Annotated in this window: 15 protein-coding genes; 8 read left to right on the top strand and 7 right to left on the bottom strand. The window is 73.7% G+C overall.

The window, feature by feature from the left end:
• Nucleotides 1–73: 73 nt before the first annotated feature.
• On the bottom strand, nt 74–1030 hold the full coding sequence (locus ACZ7G1_RS07925) for an NAD(P)/FAD-dependent oxidoreductase (protein ID WP_470873668.1): 957 nt from the start codon (nt 1028–1030) through the stop codon (nt 74–76).
• Nucleotides 1031–1099: 69 nt separating this feature from the next.
• On the opposite strand from ACZ7G1_RS07925, the gene ACZ7G1_RS07920 reads away from it, so the two are divergent.
• The 4 genes from ACZ7G1_RS07920 (at nt 1100) to ACZ7G1_RS07905 (ending at nt 4484) form a co-directional block, all read left to right on the top strand.
• Nucleotides 1100–1582 carry a hypothetical protein gene (locus ACZ7G1_RS07920; protein WP_470873670.1) on the top strand — a complete coding sequence of 161 codons (483 nt, stop codon included), beginning with the start codon at nt 1100–1102 and terminating at the stop codon, nt 1580–1582.
• 85 nt (nt 1583–1667) lie between these two features.
• Nucleotides 1668–3305 (top strand): ABC-F family ATP-binding cassette domain-containing protein, encoded by a 1638-nt coding sequence (locus ACZ7G1_RS07915; RefSeq protein WP_470873671.1) that lies wholly within the window; start codon nt 1668–1670, stop codon nt 3303–3305.
• Between the two features lie 55 nt (nt 3306–3360).
• Nucleotides 3361–4086 (top strand): 2-phosphosulfolactate phosphatase, encoded by a 726-nt coding sequence (locus ACZ7G1_RS07910; protein ID WP_470873673.1) that lies wholly within the window; start codon nt 3361–3363, stop codon nt 4084–4086.
• Entirely contained in the window at nt 4083–4484 is a 402-nt protein-coding gene (locus tag ACZ7G1_RS07905; protein ID WP_470873675.1) for a hypothetical protein, read from the top strand. Before ACZ7G1_RS07910 ends, ACZ7G1_RS07905 begins: the two co-directional genes overlap by 4 nt.
• Before the next feature lie 69 nt (nt 4485–4553).
• Here the strand turns inward: ACZ7G1_RS07905 and ACZ7G1_RS07900 are convergent, their stop codons facing one another.
• Nucleotides 4554–6962 (bottom strand): Tex family protein, encoded by a 2409-nt coding sequence (locus ACZ7G1_RS07900; RefSeq protein WP_470873676.1) that lies wholly within the window; start codon nt 6960–6962, stop codon nt 4554–4556.
• Between the two features lie 109 nt (nt 6963–7071).
• Nucleotides 7072–7938, bottom strand: coding sequence for an SCO6745 family protein (locus tag ACZ7G1_RS07895; RefSeq protein WP_470873677.1), 867 nt, complete (start codon nt 7936–7938; stop codon nt 7072–7074).
• Nucleotides 7939–8063: 125 nt separating this feature from the next.
• Here ACZ7G1_RS07895 and ACZ7G1_RS07890 point away from each other — a divergent pair, with 125 nt between their 5' ends.
• Nucleotides 8064–9044, top strand: a complete 981-nt coding sequence (locus tag ACZ7G1_RS07890; RefSeq protein ID WP_470873679.1) for a GlxA family transcriptional regulator — start codon at nt 8064–8066, stop codon at nt 9042–9044.
• Between the two features lie 19 nt (nt 9045–9063).
• Nucleotides 9064–9705, top strand: a complete 642-nt coding sequence (locus tag ACZ7G1_RS07885) for a DJ-1/PfpI family protein (RefSeq protein ID WP_470873681.1) — start codon at nt 9064–9066, stop codon at nt 9703–9705.
• Between the two features lies 1 nt (nt 9706).
• Here the strand turns inward: ACZ7G1_RS07885 and ACZ7G1_RS07880 are convergent, their stop codons facing one another.
• Nucleotides 9707–10450, bottom strand: coding sequence for an enoyl-CoA hydratase/isomerase family protein (locus ACZ7G1_RS07880; protein ID WP_470873682.1), 744 nt, complete (start codon nt 10448–10450; stop codon nt 9707–9709).
• A 66-nt stretch (nt 10451–10516) separates the two neighbouring features.
• Between ACZ7G1_RS07880 and ACZ7G1_RS07875 the strand changes: the two genes are divergently transcribed.
• A complete protein-coding gene (locus ACZ7G1_RS07875) occupies nt 10517–11179 on the top strand; it encodes an HdeD family acid-resistance protein (protein WP_470873683.1) in 663 nt (220 codons plus the stop codon).
• A gap of 130 nt (nt 11180–11309) precedes the next feature.
• Complete coding sequence (locus ACZ7G1_RS07870; protein WP_470873911.1) at nt 11310–11828, top strand: ATP-binding protein; 519 nt, start codon at nt 11310–11312, stop codon at nt 11826–11828.
• Here the strand turns inward: ACZ7G1_RS07870 and idi are convergent.
• The 3 genes from idi to ACZ7G1_RS07855 all read right to left on the bottom strand — a co-directional run bounded on the left by idi (nt 11794) and on the right by ACZ7G1_RS07855 (nt 14994).
• Nucleotides 11794–12414: an isopentenyl-diphosphate Delta-isomerase gene (gene idi, locus ACZ7G1_RS07865; protein WP_470873685.1), complete on the bottom strand. Its 621-nt coding sequence runs from the start codon at nt 12412–12414 to the stop codon at nt 11794–11796. The two genes, ACZ7G1_RS07870 and idi, sit on opposite strands and share 35 nt — an antisense overlap.
• Before the next feature lie 151 nt (nt 12415–12565).
• Nucleotides 12566–13828, bottom strand: a complete 1263-nt coding sequence (locus ACZ7G1_RS07860; protein WP_470873686.1) for a GNAT family N-acetyltransferase — start codon at nt 13826–13828, stop codon at nt 12566–12568.
• Nucleotides 13829–14052: 224 nt separating this feature from the next.
• Nucleotides 14053–14994, bottom strand: coding sequence for a cation diffusion facilitator family transporter (locus ACZ7G1_RS07855; protein WP_470873687.1), 942 nt, complete (start codon nt 14992–14994; stop codon nt 14053–14055).
• Between the last annotated feature and the right edge of the window lie 183 nt (nt 14995–15177).

Genomic DNA, 15177 nt, shown 5'->3' with positions numbered 1-15177 from the left:
TCAGCCGCAGGCTCGGACCCGACCCGACCCGACCCGACCCGACCCGAACCGCGTCCGGGCCGCCGGCCGTGGCTCAGCCGCAGGCCAGCTCCGCGGCCCGGTCGGCGCAGCCCCACGCCACGGTGACGCCGGCGCCCCCGTGGCCGTAGTGGTGCACCAGGCGCCCGCCGCCGGGCAGGGGGGCCGCCTCGATCCGTACGCCGCCGGTCCGGGACGGGCGCAGGCCCACCCGGTGGCCGAGGATCCGGGCGTCGGCGATCTCCGGGCGCACGTGCGCGCAGCGGGCGATGATCGCGGCGGCCGTCGCCGGGTCGGGGGCGAGCCGTTCGTCGCCCTCCTCGGCCGTGCCGCCGAGCACGAGCCGCCCCGGCTGCGGGAAGAAGTAGGTCGTCTCGTGCGATGCGGCGTCCGCCGAGGTGAACCACTCCTCGATGCCGGGGTTCTCGACCAGCACCAACTGCCCCCGGACCGGCCGGATCCCGGGATCCGGTACGAGCTCACGCGCGGCCGCGCCGGTGCAGTCGACGACGACCCGGGCCCGGGCCGCCGCCTCGTCGAAGCCGGTGACCGTACGGTGCTCGAAGACGCCGCCCGCGGCTTCGAACCGGCTCCGGAGCCACGCCAGATGGACCGGCATGTCGATCAGTGGAAGGCGGGCCGCGAGGCCGACGGTGTGCGGCCCCGGCACCTCGTCCGGGGACAACTGCCGCAGGCCCGGCACCTCCTTGGCCCAGGACCCGAGGCCGTCGAGGACGGTGTCCGCGTGGACGCCCGGCACGAGGCGGACCCCGGTCCGCTCCGGATCGGCGGCCAACTCCTCGTACACGCGCAGGGAGACGAGCGCCCACGCCCCCGCCTCGGCCGCGGGCTCGATGCGGTAGGGCCACCACAGCGCGCCGGCCACGGCCGAGGTCGTCGCTGTGACGTCGTCCCGTGACCAGACCCGCACCCGGAGACCGCGCTCGGCGAGCCGCACCGCCGTCGTCAGGCCGATGATCCCGCCGCCCACCACGATCACGTCACTGTCCATGGCCGGACCGTACCGGGACCGGGACATTTCCGGGACGGGCCGGCCACGGAAGGCCGAAATACTCGAGTCATGCCCGCCCCGTACGCATCCCTCGACCTCGCCCCCGCCACCCGAGCGGACGGCGTCCCCGCCCCGCGGCGTGACTTCCTCGTCGACGGCAGGGCACTGCTCCACCGGCTCGACGAGATCGACGGCGCTGACACCGTCTCGCCGCTCGCGGCGGACCTCCCGCCCACCGTCCGCGCCGAGCACGCCGAACTGCTCCTCCGCGCCGACGGCACCCGCCGGGTGATCCACTCCTGCCCCGACTGCGACGACCCCGGCTGCGGAGCCGTCACCGCCGTCGTCGAGCGCGCCGGCGACGACGTCGTCTGGCGCGACCTCGCCTGGCAGACCGGACCCACCGTCGACCCCGCCCGCGACGTCTACCCGGGCATCGGCCCGTACCGCTTCCACGGCGCCCACTACCGCGCCGTCCTCCACCGCCTCATCGCCGACCGCCCCGGCCGGCCGGCCGGGGACGCGGCCGGACGCTGGGATCGAGCGGCCTGACGCCGGGGCGGGCCCCGGGACCGAGGCACCGGGGCCGCGACCGGCGGAGAACGCGGCCTGGCGCCCCCGTAAGATTCATGGCCTGATGACTGCAACCCTCGTCGCCAAGGACCTCGCCGCCGGCCACGGCGAGCGCACCCTCTTCGCCGGCCTCGACCTGGTGGTCGCCCCCGGCGACGTGATCGGCCTCGTCGGCGTGAACGGCGCCGGCAAGTCGACGCTGCTCCGGCTGCTCGCCGGGCTCGACGCCCCGGAGGAGGGCGAGCTGCGGCTCTCCCCGCCGACCGCGAGCGTCGGCCACCTCCCGCAGGAGCCGGAGCGGCGCCCCGGCGAGACCGTGCGCGAGTTCCTCGCCCGGCGCACCGGCGTCGCCGCCGCCCAGACCGCCATGGACGAGGCCACCCAGGGCCTCGTCGACGGCACGCCCGGCGCCGACGACGCGTACGCCGAGACTCTCGACCGCTGGCTGAACCTCGGCGGCGCGGACCTCGACGAGCGCGCCGAGGAGGTCGCCGACTCGCTGGGCCTCACCGTCGGCCTCGACCAGCCGATGACCTCGCTCTCCGGCGGCCAGGCGGCCCGCGCGGGTCTCGCCTCGCTGCTCCTGTCGCGCTACGACGTCTTCCTGCTCGACGAGCCCACCAACGACCTGGACCTCGACGGCCTGGAGCGCCTGGAGGCCTTCGTGAAGGGGCTCCGCGCGGGGACGGTCGTCATCAGCCACGACCGCGAGTTCCTCACCCGGACCGTCACCAAGGTCCTCGAACTCGATCTGGCCCAGCAGCAGATCACCCTGTACGGCGGCGGCTACGACGCCTACCTGGAGGAGCGGGACACCGCCCGGCGGCACGCGCGCGAGGATTACGAGGAGTACGCCGACAAGAAGGCCGCCCTGGAGGGGCGCGCCCTCATGCAGCGCAACTGGATGGACAAGGGCGTCCGCAACGCCCGCCGCAAGGCGGGCGACAACGACAAGATGAGCCGCAAGCTGCGCGGCGAGTCCAGCGAGAAGCAGGCCGCGAAGGCCCGGCAGACCCAGCGCATGATCGAGCGCCTCGACGTCGTCGACGAGCCCCGCAAGGAGTGGGAGCTGCGCATGGAGATCGCCTCGGCGCCGCGCTCCGGCTCGGTCGTGGCGACCCTGCGCGAGGCCGAGGTCCGCCGCGGCGACTTCTCCTTCGGCCCCGTCACCCTGCAGATCGACTGGGCCGACCGGGTCGCCGTCACCGGTGCGAACGGCGCGGGGAAGTCGACGCTGCTCGCCGCCCTGCTCGGCCGCCTCCCGCTGGACTCCGGCGACACGGTCCTCGGCTCGGGCGTCGTCGTCGGCGAGGTCGACCAGGCCCGCAAGCTGTTCCACGGCACCGAGACCCTCCTGGAGGCCTTCTGCGCGGCGGTGCCCGACACCGAGCCCGCGGAGGTCAGGACCCTGCTCGCCAAGTTCGGCCTCAAGGCCGATCACGTGCTGCGGCCCGCCACCACGCTCTCGCCGGGCGAGCGGACCCGCGCCGCGCTCGCCCTGCTCCAGGGCCGGGGCGTGAACCTGCTGGTCCTGGACGAGCCGACCAACCACCTCGACCTGCCGGCCATCGAGCAGCTGGAGGCCGCCCTCGACTCGTACACCGGCACCCTGCTCCTGGTCACCCACGACCGGCGCATGCTGGACGCGGTCCGCACCACGCGCCGCATCGAGGTCGCGGACGGCAAGGTGACCGAGCTCTGATGGCCGACTCCTGTGTCTCCGCCGTCTCCGCCGTCTCCTCCGTGACGGGCCCGCGATGACGGTCTCCTTCGGCTGGGGGCCCGTCGAGGCGCGGGTCCTCGCCCCGGCGGCCGCCTGTGTGGTCGTGGTGGACGTGCTGTCGTTCACCACCGCCGTCGGCGTCGCCGTCGAGGCCGGCGCGGCCGTCCACCCCTACCGGTGGCGGGACGCCACGGCCGCCGCGTACGCCGCCCGCGTCGACGCGGCGCTCGCCGTCGGCCGCCGCGAGGCGACCCCCGAGCACCCGTGGAGCCTCTCCCCGGCGGCGCTGCGGCGTGCCCCGATGCCCGCGCGGCTCGTCCTGCCGTCCCCGAACGGCTCCACGATCGCGGCCGAGGCCGGTGACGCGACCGTCGTCGCCGCCTCCCTGCGCAACCACACCGCCGTCGCCCGCTGGCTCACCGGCCGGGGGTACGGCACCGCCGGGCGCCCCCTCGCGGTCATCGCGTCCGGCGAGCGGTGGCCCGACGGCTCGCTCCGCCCCGCCCTCGAGGACCTGCTCGGCGCGGGAGCGGTGCTCTCCGCCCTCACGGGCACGGGCCCGCTGACCCCGGAGGCGGCCGCGGCGGCCGCCCTCTGGTCGGCGACCGAGGACCCGGTCGCCGCCTTGCACGGCTGCGACTCGGGCCGTGAACTGTACGAGTACGGCTATCCGCAGGACGTGGCCGTGGCCGCCGAGATCGACAGCTCGACGACCGTTCCCGTTCTCGTGGACGGCGCTTTCCAGGAGGCAGCAGCATGACCGACTCACTCACCCGGCTGACCGAGATGCTGGACGATCTGGACGCGGACGTCGACGAGACCATCGACCTCGCCGACGAGATCGCCGCCTCGGGCGACGCCGCGCTCCTGCCGCGCCTCCAGGCCGAGCTCGACCGGGCCCTCGAAGAGCGGAACGCCTACGCCCGCGAGCTCCTCGGCGGCGTCCTCGCCGCCATCGGCGGCCCCGAGGCCCTGCCGGCCCTGATCCGCGCCTCCGCCGTCGACCTCGGCGACGACCAGGACGGGCTTGCCGCCGAGATCGTCGAGCTCGTCCAGGCCGACCCGAAGACGGCCGGCCGCGTCCTGCGGCCGCTCACCGAGGACGACGACCTCACGGTGGCCAACCGCGCCGACTGGGCGCTGCGCTTCCTGCCGTAGCCCGCTCCGTACGCGACGAAGGCCGCGCCCCCTCCTTCGAGGGGCCGCGGCCTTCGCCGTACGGATCGCTCAGCGGCGCTTGCCGCCGCCCTCGCCGAGGAGGCCGGCCTTGCGCAGGGCGTCCGCCATGGCGCTGTTGCCGGGGGCGGGAGCCGAGGAGCGGCCGCCGCGGTCGTCCCGGCCGCCACGGTCGTTCCGGCGACCGGCACCGGCGCCGCCGCCCGCGCCGCCGCCGTTCTGCCGCTGCTGGGGCGGGCGGCCGCCGCGGTCGCGCTTGGGGGCGCCGCCGGGCGCGTCCGCGCCGGGCTCGTCGTCGAGGCGGAGGGTGAGGGAGATCCGCTTGCGCGGGATGTCGACGTCGAGGACCTTCACCTTGACGACGTCGCCGGGCTTCACGACGTCGCGCGGGTCCTTGACGAAGGTCTTGGACATGGCGGAGACGTGCACCAGGCCGTCCTGGTGCACGCCGATGTCGACGAAGGCGCCGAAGGCCGCCACGTTGGTGACGACGCCCTCCAGGACCATCCCGGACGCGAGGTCGCCGATCTTCTCGACGCCGTCCTTGAAGGTGGCGGTCTTGAACGCGGGTCGCGGGTCGCGGCCCGGCTTCTCCAGCTCGCGCAGGATGTCCGTCACGGTCGGCAGACCGAAGGTCTCGTCGACGAACTCGTCCGCCCGCAGCGAGCGCAGCGTGCCCGTGTCGCCGATGAGCGCGGCGACCTCGCCGCCGGTGGACTTCGCCATCCGGCGGACCACCGGGTACGCCTCCGGGTGCACCGAGGAGGCGTCCAGCGGGTCGTCGCCGCCGCGGATGCGCAGGAAGCCCGCGCACTGCTCGTACGCCTTCGGGCCGAGCCTGGCGACGTCCTTGAGCGCCTTGCGGGAGCGGAACGGGCCGTTGGCGTCGCGGTGGGCGACGATGTTCTCGGCGAGGGTCGCGCTGATCCCCGAGACGCGCGAAAGCAGCGGCGTGGAGGCGGTGTTGACGTCGACGCCGACGCCGTTCACACAGTCCTCGACCACGGCGTCGAGCGAGCGCGAGAGCTTCACCTCGGCGAGGTCGTGCTGGTACTGGCCGACGCCGATGGACTTCGGGTCGATCTTCACCAGCTCCGCCAGCGGGTCCTGGAGGCGGCGCGCGATGGAGACGGCGCCGCGCAACGACACGTCGAGCCCCGGGAGTTCCTGCGAGGCGAAGGCGGAGGCCGAGTAGACGGAGGCGCCGGCCTCGGAGACCATCACCTTCGTCAGCTTCAACTCGGGGTGCTTCGCGAGGAGTTCACCGGCGAGCTTGTCGGTCTCGCGGGACGCCGTGCCGTTGCCGATCGCGACCAGCTCGACCGCGTGCTCCTTTGCGAGGCGCGCGAGACGGTCCAGCGCCTGGTCCCACTTGTTGGCGGGGACGTGCGGGTGGATCGTGTCGGTGGCGACCACCTTGCCGGTCGCGTCGACCACGGCGACCTTCACGCCGGTGCGGAAACCGGGGTCGAGACCGAGCGTCGCCCGGGTGCCGGCCGGGGCGGCGAGCAGCAGGTCGCGCAGGTTCGCGGCGAAGACCCGGACGGCCTCGTCCTCGGCGGCCGTCCGCAGCCGCAGCCGCAGGTCGATCCCGAGGTGGACGAGGATGCGGGTGCGCCAGGCCCAGCGGACGGTGTCCTGGAGCCACTTGTCGCCCGGGCGGCCGCGGTCGGCGACGCCGAAGCGGCCCGCGACGATCCCCTCGTACGAGGACGGGCCGGGCAGCTCCGAGGGCTCCTCCGGCTCCAGGCCCAGGCTGAGGACGTCCTCCTTCTCGCCCCGCAGCATGGCGAGGACGCGGTGCGAGGGCAGCGCGGTGAACGGCTCGGCGAAGTCGAAGTAGTCGGCGAACTTCGCGCCGGCCTCCTCCTGACCGTCCCGCACCTTGGCGACGAGCCGGCCGCGGCCCCACATGCGCTCGCGCAGCTCGCCGATGAGGTCGGCGTCCTCGGAGAACTTCTCGGCGAGGATGGCCCGCGCGCCCTCCAGGGCCGCCGCGGCGTCCGCGACGCCCTTGTCCCCGTCCACGAAGGCCGCGGCGGCGGCCGTCGGCTCGACGGACGGGTCGGCCAGCAGCCCCTCGGCCAGCGGCGCCAGACCGGCCTCGCGGGCGATCTGCGCCTTGGTGCGGCGCTTGGGCTTGAAGGGCAGGTAGATGTCCTCGAGGCGGGCCTTGGTGTCGGCCGCCCGGATGCCCGCCTCGATCTCCGGCGTCAGCTTGCCCTGCTCGCGCACCGAGTCGAGGATCGCCGTCCGGCGGTCCTCCAGTTCGCGCAGATAGCGCAGCCGCTCCTCCAGGGTGCGCAGCTGCGCGTCGTCGAGCATCTCGGTCGCTTCCTTGCGATAGCGCGCGATGAACGGCACGGTCGAACCGCCGTCGAGGAGCTCGACGGCTGCCTTCACCTGTCGCTCGCGTACGCCGAGCTCCTCGGCGATCCTTGCTTCGATGGACGTCGTCACGGTGTCCCGACTCGCCTTCTCGTGCCTCAAGCTTGCGAGTGCATTGTGCCGGGTCGGTCACTCGTACGCGGCAACCGACCCGTCCCTCGCGCGTCCCCGGTCCTCCGGGTCAGTACTTGCCGATCAGGTCGGCGGGGAAGGCACCCGCTCCGGCGGCGGCGAAGAGGAAGCCCTGCCCGAGTTCGGTCAGCCGCTCCACACCGGCCGCGCCGAGGTGTTCGTACGGTGCGGAGTCCAGCCGGTCGGTCCGCTCCTCGAGCTCGGCGCGCAGGGCGGTGCCCGCCTCCGTCAGCTCGCCCTCGGCGTCGAGCAGCCCGCGCCCGCGCAGCCGCTCCACCGCCGCGTCCCAGTCGTCGCGCCGCCAGCCGCGGGTGCCGAGGACCCAGCGCGGGGCCATGCCCTTGCCGGTCGCGGTGTGCGAGACGAGCGCCTCGACGGGGTCGAGCCCGGCGGTGAGCAGGGCCGTGAGGTGCCCGTCGCCCCGGTGCTCGCGCAGCAGGGTCGCGGCGTGCCACAAGGCGAGGTGGGGCTGCTCGGGCACCGGGAGGTCGGCGTGCGCGGAGTACAGGGGCCGGGCGTGCCGGCCGCAGGCCTCGGTGGCGCGCAGGGCGAGCCCGGCGGCCTCGGCCATCTCCGGGGACGCCAGGACGGCGTCGCCGAGCAGCCGGCGCAGGGTCGTGTCGGCGGTCCGCAGCCGGGCGGCGAGGACCTCGGCGGGGGAGGCGGTGTCCCAGACGGCCGGCAGGTGCCGGGCGAGCAGCGCGTGGTTGTAGTTGTAGAAGGTCGCGGCGACCGTGCCCGCGCCCACCGCGCCGAGGGCGGCGCTGCGGGAGGCGAGCCGCATCGCGCTCTCGTCGGTGAAGCCGAGGGCGGTGAACTCGCGGTCCAGGTCGGGCGAGAAGTAGACCGTCGAGTGCAGCGGGTTGAGGGCGTTGTGACAGCGGCGGCCCGCGCGCGGCGGCAGTGGAGTCGTCATGCCGCCGAACGTTACCGACTGGTCGGTACGACGGGAACTCCCGTACCGGGCCCTCCGGCGCCGATGGCAGAAAAGGTGGGCTGCTCGTCGTTGCGGACGCCGCGGCCCCCGCGAAGGATGGAGGCATGACGCAGCGACCCGTTCTCGTCGTCCTCTTCGACGACGTGCAGAGCCTCGACGTCACCGGACCCGTCGAGGTGTTCGCCGGTGCCGGCCGCGCCGCCGGCGACCCGGCCGCCTACCCGATCAGGACCGCCTCCCTGGACGGCGGCCCGGTCCGTACCCACAGCGGCCTGCGGCTGCTCCCCGACACCTCCCTCGCCGAAGCGCTCGCCGACGGACCCCCGCACACCCTCGTCGTCCCCGGCGGCGAGGGCACCCGGGCGCCCGACCCGGCCCTCGTCGACTGGCTGCGCGTCCACGCCCCGAGCGCCGTACGCCTGGTCTCCGTCTGCACCGGGGCGCTGCTCCTCGCCGAGGCGGGACTGCTCGACGGACACCGGGTCACCACCCACTGGATCGCCTGCGACCACCTCGCCCGCCGCCACCCGGACGTCGAGGTCGACCCGGACCCCATCTTCGTACGGGACGGACGGCTCGCCACCTCCGCCGGCGTCACCGCCGGCATCGACCTCGCCCTCGCGCTCGTCGAGGAGGACCTCGGCCGGGACGTGGCCCTCACCGTCGCCCGCCACCTCGTCGTCTTCCTGCGCCGCCCGGGCAACCAGGCCCAGTTCAGCGCCCAGCTGTCCGCCCAGACCGCGAGCCGGGAACCGCTGCGGGACCTCCAGCACTGGATCACCGAGCATCCCGAAGCGGACCTCTCCGTCGACGCACTCGCCGCCCGCGCCCGGCTCTCGCCCCGCCACTTCGCCCGCGCCTTCCACGCCGAGACCGGCACCCCGCCGGGCCGCTATGTCGACCGGGTCCGGCTCGAGCACGCCCGCAGGCTCCTCGAAGACACCCCGCACGGCGTCGAGGAGGTCGCCCGCGCCTCCGGCTACGGCACCCCCGAGGCCATGCGCCGCGCCTTCCTCAAGGCCTTCGGTACCGCCCCGGCGGAGTATCGCCGGCGTTTCCGTTCTTCCGCTCATCCCGTCGCCTGACCGAAAGGGACCGACCACCATGCAGATCGCCATCCTGCTGTTCGACGGCTTCACCGCACTCGACGCCATCGGCCCGTACGAGCTGCTGTCGCGGCTCCCCGGAGCCGAGACCGTGTTCGTGGCCAAGAAGGCGGGCCCGGTCCGCAACGACCAGGGCAGCCTCACGCTGGTCGTCGAGAAGGCCCTCACCGAGGTCCCCCGTCCGGACATCGTCCTCGTCCCGGGCGGCCCCGACGTCCGCACGGCCAAGGACGACCCGGAGGTCCAGGCGTGGCTGCGGGCCGCCGACGAGACCAGCGCCTGGACCACCTCGGTCTGCACGGGCGCCCTGGTCCTGGCGGCCGCCGGCCTCCTGAAGGACCGCCGCGCCACCACCCACTGGCTCGCCTTCGAGGAACTGCGGGCGCTCGGCGTCGAGCCCACCGGCGAGCGCGTCGTCTTCGACGGCAAGTACGTCACCGCCGCCGGCGTCTCCTCCGGCATCGACATGGCGCTGCACCTGCTCGGCCGGATCGCCGGCGACGAGGTCGCCCAGACGGTCCAGCTGCTCACCGAGTACGACCCCCAGCCGCCGTACGACGCCGGCTCCCCGGAGAAGGCCCCGGCGGCGATCGTCGCGCGCTGGCGCGACCGGCCCGTCGAGACCCTCGGGACGAAGTAGCTCAGAGTCCGTACGTGAAGCGGGGCGCGCGGCGCTCCAGGAAGGCGGCGACCCCCTCCGCGGTGTCGCCGCTGCCGCGCGCCTGCTCGGACCAGTGGGCGTCCCGGTCGAGCCGTCCGTCGACGAACTCCTTGGCGGCGGCCTGGGTCAGCAGCGAGCGGGAGGCGAGCACCCGGGCGAACTCGGCCACCCGCTTGTCCAGTTCGCCCGCCGGGTGGACCTCGTCCACGAGCCCGGTGCGCAGCGCCCGGTCCGCGTCGATCAGTTCGCCGGAGAACAGCAGGTACTTGGCGGTGGAGGGCCCCACGAGGGCGGCGAGCCTGCGGGAGGACGAGGAGCGGTAGACGATGCCGAGCTTCGCGGGGGTGATCCCGAAGCGGCTGCCCTCCGCGGCGAACCGCAGGTCGCAGGCGACGGCGAGCTGACCGCCGCCGCCGACGCAGAAGCCCCGGATGGCCGCGAGGGTCGGCTTGGGGAAGGCGGCGAGCGCCTCCTCGGCCTCCACCGAGAGGCTCTGCTGCTCGTTGGCCGGCTCGCGGAGGGTCGAGATGTCGGCCCCGGCGCAGAAGGTGTCGCCCTCGCCGGTGAGGAGGAGCACCCGGACGGCAGGGTCGGCGGCCAGCCGGTCCAGAACGCCGGGCAGGGCCCGCCACATCCCGTCGCTCATGGCGTTGCGCTTGGCGGGGTTGGCGATGACGACGGTGGCGACCCCGTCCGTGACGCTGTCCTTCAGCTGCGGCTCCATGGGCCGGATGCTATCCGCCGGGCCCGAACGTACGATCAGGAAGGGGCCGTCCCGAGGAGGCACCGCATGGCCAAGGACGCCCACGAGACCACCGGAGCGGATCCGGCGCGGGAGATGGCACGGCAGGGGAAGAAGCTCAGCCGCAGCTTCAGCTGGCTGGCCGCGCTCGGCATCCTCCTGGTCGTCGGCGGGGTCGTCGGCCTGATCTACACGGCCGCCGCCACGCTGACCTCGATGCTGCTCTTCGGCTGGCTGCTGCTGATCGGCGGTGTGGTCGGGCTCCTGCAGGCCATCCAGTCGCGCGGCACCAGCTATTTCTGGCTCGCCGTCGTGGTGGCCGCCCTGAACATCGCGGCCGGCGTCGTGGTGATCCGTCACCCGGAGGGCTCGGCGGAGGCGCTGACGATGTTCGCGGCCCTGCTGTTCCTCACCGGCGGTCTCTTCCGGCTGGTCGGGAGCGTGGTGGTGCGCGGGCCCCAGTTCGGCTGGACGCTGCTGCAGGGCGCCTTCGGGCTCATGCTCGGTCTGCTCGTGCTGTTCGACTGGCCGCACAGCAGCCGGTATGTTCTCGGCGTCTTCTTCTCGCTCGCGCTGCTGTTCGACGGTCTGGGCCTGATCGCCATCGGGGTGGGCGGCCGGCGGATCGTCAGTATGGTGACCCCCGCCGCACCGGCGGCCGTCACTCCTCCGGAGTCATCAGAAACCGGGCAGGATCAGTCGAACAACTGACGTTGGCATACTCAGCCGATCAGAAGGTGGCCGATAAGTGTCGACTTCTGGTCAGTAGGCCGGTCCGTCCCCGCTGATTGCCAAGACTCGATCCGTGGCGAGAATCGAGCACGAGGGTGGGAACGGGACCGTGGACACCCACGGAGGCGTCCCCACCCGGCAACCGTCCTACGAAGGAGTCTGGCGCTTCACCGCGGCCGCGGTCGACGTCTCCGTCCCGCAGGCCCGGCACGCCGTACGCGACCTGCTGGTCCGCCAGGCCGTCCCCCTCCACGAGGAGATCATGGACGGCCTGCTGCTGATCGTCTCCGAGCTGGTGACCAACGCCGTGCGGCACGCGGCGCTGCTGTCGCCGGAGATAGCGGTGGAGGTGGCGATCGGCCCCGAGTGGATCCGGGTGTCGGTCGAGGACAACCACCCGTACCGCCCCAAGGCCCTCGAAGCGGACTGGGGGCAGACCGGGGGCCGCGGGCTGCTGCTCGTGCGGGAGGTGGCGCAGGAGGCCGGCGGCGCCTGCGACGTCGAGCACACCGCGACCGGCGGCAAGATCATCTGGGCGGCGCTGCCCCTGGCCCCGATGGCACCGGGGCCGGGGGGCGCGCCGCACCCGACGGTCACCAGCCCCCGGACGGACCCGTCAGTTCCCTGATCGCCGGACGCGCCGCGTCGAGCACCGTCATGAACCAGGCGGAGAACGGCGCGGCGGCGTGGCGCTCGGTCAGCTCGGCGGCGGTCACGAAGGCGGTGTCCTCGATCTCCTCCGGGTCCGGCCGCGGACCGGCCTGCACGAGGCCGACGAAGAGGTGGTTGAACTCCTGCTCCACCAGGCCCGACGCCGGGTCCGGGTGGTTGTAGCGGACCGTGCCGGCCTCGGCGAGCAGCGTGGGCGAGACGCCGAGCTCCTCGAAGGTCCGCCGGGCCGCCGCCGCGAACGGCGCCTCGCCCGGGTAGGGGTGTCCGCAGCAGGTGTTCGACCAGACGCCGGGGGAGTGGTACTTGCCGAGCGCGCGGCGCTGGAGCAGCAGCCGCCCCGACTCGTCGAAGAGGAAGACGGAGAAGGCGCGGTGGAGCTGACCCGGCGCCTGGTGGGCGGCGAGCTTCTCCGCCGTGCCGATCGTCCTCCCCTCCTCGTCGACCAGTTCGAGCATGATCGGCGCCGCGGCTCCGGACGGCTGGACACCGTTCGACGTGATCTCCGGCGAGATCTGAGCCGCGGTGGCTGGTGTGGTCGGCATACCCATCCTTCGCTTCGGTCCTCGGCCCGGTAGGGCCACCACAGTCTGCCGTACAAAACCGGCTTGTCCGTACTTCGTCGGCCGGACGTGGCCGCTCCCACCACACCGGAGTAGCGCCGGTGTGGTGGGAGCGGGAGGACTCAGGGGGCGCCTAGACCCCGAAAGCCGCCGGATAGACGAGGGTCCCCGCCGGAACGGGCGCGGACTCGTCCAGGACGAGCGCCATCATCGCCTCGTCCGGGACCTCGAAACCTGGCTTGATTCCATACGCGGACGCCCGTACGAATCCGAACCGCGGGTAGTACCCCGGATGGCCCAGTACGAGCACGAGCGACTCCCCCCGCAGCCGGGCCGCGTCGAGCACCGCCCGGACGACGGCCTGCCCGGCCCCCGTCCGCTGGTACGCCGGAGCCACCGACACCGGCGCGAGCGCCGCCGCGGGTGCCCCGCCCACCGTGCAGCGGGTGATCAGCGCGTGTGCCACGACCGTGCCGTCCGCGGCCTCGGCCACGTACGAGAGACCGGGCAGCCAGGCCTCGGGGTCGAGCCGGAGCGCCTCGACCAGGTCGGCCTCGGCCGCGGAGGGCTCGGCCTCCGAACCGAAGGCCGTCGACACGACCCGCCGGATCGCCGCCGCGTCGACGTCCGTCTCCGGGCGGAGGAGCCAACGGGGGTCGGCGGGCCGCAGGACGAAGCCGGCGTACCCGTAGTCGGAGCCGTGCTCGCGCCGGAGCGCGATCTCGGCGCGGGCGCCCGCCACCGCCTCGGCCATGCCGGGCACGGTGGTGTCGGCGGCTTCGGCGTGGGCGGCGAGCGGACCGTAGTACTCGTCCCAGTCGCCCTCGGGCTGGAGGACGGTGCCGAGGACGTGGTAGCCGGCCTCGACGGCCGCCGCCGCGTTCCCCGTGACGGTACGGAGCCGGTAGTGCTCCTCCCAGAAGGCGCGGGCGGCCGGGCCCGGCTCGTCCGTGGTCCAGACGCACTCGGTCAGGACCAGGGTGCCGCCGGGGGCCAGGAGCCTGCGCCACTCGGCGAGCGCCCGGTCGAAACCGAGCACGAAGACCGAGCTCTCGGCCCAGACGAGGTCGAAGGAGCCGTCCGGGAACGGCAGCGCGCCCATGTCGGCGCGCAGGGTGTGGACCGAACCTTCGAGCCCGCGCGCGGCGGCGCTCGCGCGCAGCTCGGCGAGGAAGGGCTCGTGGGTGTCGACGGCGGTCACCTCGGCGCCCGCCTCGGCGGCCAGGAGCAGCGCGCTGCGGCCGGGGCCGCAGCCCAGGTCGAGGACGCGCGGACGCTCCGGAAGGCGGCCGGTGAGCGAGAGGAGCCGACGCGTGGTGGCGTCGGAGCCGGGACCCTGCCGCGGCAGACCGTGGTGCAGGGCGAAGAAGGAGTCGTACAGAGCGTTGTCGGACAACGTGGGAATCCCTTGGAGTAAGGGTCCCGGCCGACGACGTGACGGACCGGTGGGTGAACCGGGATCAGGTCAGCCGGAGACCCGGAAGCTGAAGCTGGACCGGGCGCTGCCGCACTGGGCAGCCTCCATCGCGACGGTCATCAACCTCAGCTCCTCTCCACACGGGTTCGTACGAAAAGCCTAACAGGCGGGGCGCGGGCCCGGCGGCCGTTCCGCCACCGGGGTCACAGGCAGAGCTTCGCCTCGTGCTCCGCGTGGCCCACCGGCTCCAGCTGGAAGGTGCAGTGCTCCACGTCGAAGTGCGAGCCCAGGCACCCCTGGAGGGCGTGCAGCATCTTCTCGTGCCCGACCGAGTCGAGCGCGGCCTGGTCCACCACCACGTGCGCGGAGAGCACCGGCATTCCCGAGGTGATCGTCCAGGCGTGCAGGTCGTGCACGCCCTCCACACCCGGCAGGGCCAGGATGTGGGCCCGTACCTCCGCCATGTCGACGCCCTTGGGCGCCGCCTCCAGGAGGACGTCGAGGGTCTCGCGCAGCAGCTTGACCGTGCGGGGCACGATCATCAGGCCGATCACGATCGAGGCGATCGGGTCGGCGTACTGCCAGCCGGTGGCCAGGATGATGCCGGACGCGACGATCACGGTGACCGAACCCAGCGCGTCCGCGAGCACCTCCAGATACGCGCCGCGCACGTTGAGGCTCTCCTTCTGGCCCCGCATGAGCAGGGACAGGGAGATGATGTTGGCCACCAGGCCGATCACCGCGAACGCGATGGCCAGACCGCCCTTGGTCTCGGCCGGTTCGAGGAACCGCTGGATCGCCTCGTACAGCACGTAACCGCCGACGCCGAGCAGCAGCAGACAGTTGGCGAGCGCCGCGAGGATCTCCGCCCTGGCGAAGCCGAAGGTGCGGTTGCCGGAGGGCGGCCGGTTGGCGAAGTGGATCGCCAGCAGCGCCATGGCGAGGCCGACGGCGTCGGTGGCCATGTGCGCCGCGTCGGCGATCAGCGCGAGGGAGTCGGCGACCAGACCGCCGATGATCTCGATCACCATCACGGAGAGCGTGATGCCGAGCGCGATCCGCAGCCGGTTCCGGTACGCGGCCCCCGCGGTGCCCGTCGGGGGCGGGCCCCCGTGGCTGTGCCCGTGGTCGTGTCCAGCCCCCATGACATGGCCTCCCGGTCGTGTCGTCCGTCGTTCGCCCGATCGTTCCGATGGGCAAGTGAACTACGGGTGGGGGGTATGTGCAACACGGTACTGAACACCGTTGTCATATGCTCTGACCTGCGGATATTCGGCGCGGACCGGCCATGGCCCGAACTGGCCCCCGACCGCCCTGCCGACGGGGTC

The sequence above is a fragment of the Streptomyces sp. NPDC037273 genome (assembly GCF_055603625.1).
The sequence above is the reverse complement of the archived record's forward strand: the minus strand, read 5'-3'. Positions and strand labels throughout refer to the sequence as shown.

Coding starts and splice junctions, on each gene's coding strand:
- ACZ7G1_RS07925 (WP_470873668.1), bottom strand. CDS start 1,030: ATGGACAGTGACGTGATCGTGGTGGGCGGCGGGATCATCGGCCTGACG.
- ACZ7G1_RS07920 (WP_470873670.1), top strand. CDS start 1,100: ATGCCCGCCCCGTACGCATCCCTCGACCTCGCCCCCGCCACCCGAGCG.
- ACZ7G1_RS07915 (WP_470873671.1), top strand. CDS start 1,668: ATGACTGCAACCCTCGTCGCCAAGGACCTCGCCGCCGGCCACGGCGAG.
- ACZ7G1_RS07910 (WP_470873673.1), top strand. CDS start 3,361: ATGACGGTCTCCTTCGGCTGGGGGCCCGTCGAGGCGCGGGTCCTCGCC.
- ACZ7G1_RS07905 (WP_470873675.1), top strand. CDS start 4,083: ATGACCGACTCACTCACCCGGCTGACCGAGATGCTGGACGATCTGGAC.
- ACZ7G1_RS07895 (WP_470873677.1), bottom strand. CDS start 7,938: ATGACGACTCCACTGCCGCCGCGCGCGGGCCGCCGCTGTCACAACGCC.
- ACZ7G1_RS07890 (WP_470873679.1), top strand. CDS start 8,064: ATGACGCAGCGACCCGTTCTCGTCGTCCTCTTCGACGACGTGCAGAGC.
- ACZ7G1_RS07885 (WP_470873681.1), top strand. CDS start 9,064: ATGCAGATCGCCATCCTGCTGTTCGACGGCTTCACCGCACTCGACGCC.
- ACZ7G1_RS07880 (WP_470873682.1), bottom strand. CDS start 10,450: ATGGAGCCGCAGCTGAAGGACAGCGTCACGGACGGGGTCGCCACCGTC.
- ACZ7G1_RS07875 (WP_470873683.1), top strand. CDS start 10,517: ATGGCCAAGGACGCCCACGAGACCACCGGAGCGGATCCGGCGCGGGAG.
- idi (WP_470873685.1), bottom strand. CDS start 12,414: ATGCCGACCACACCAGCCACCGCGGCTCAGATCTCGCCGGAGATCACG.
- ACZ7G1_RS07855 (WP_470873687.1), bottom strand. CDS start 14,994: ATGGGGGCTGGACACGACCACGGGCACAGCCACGGGGGCCCGCCCCCG.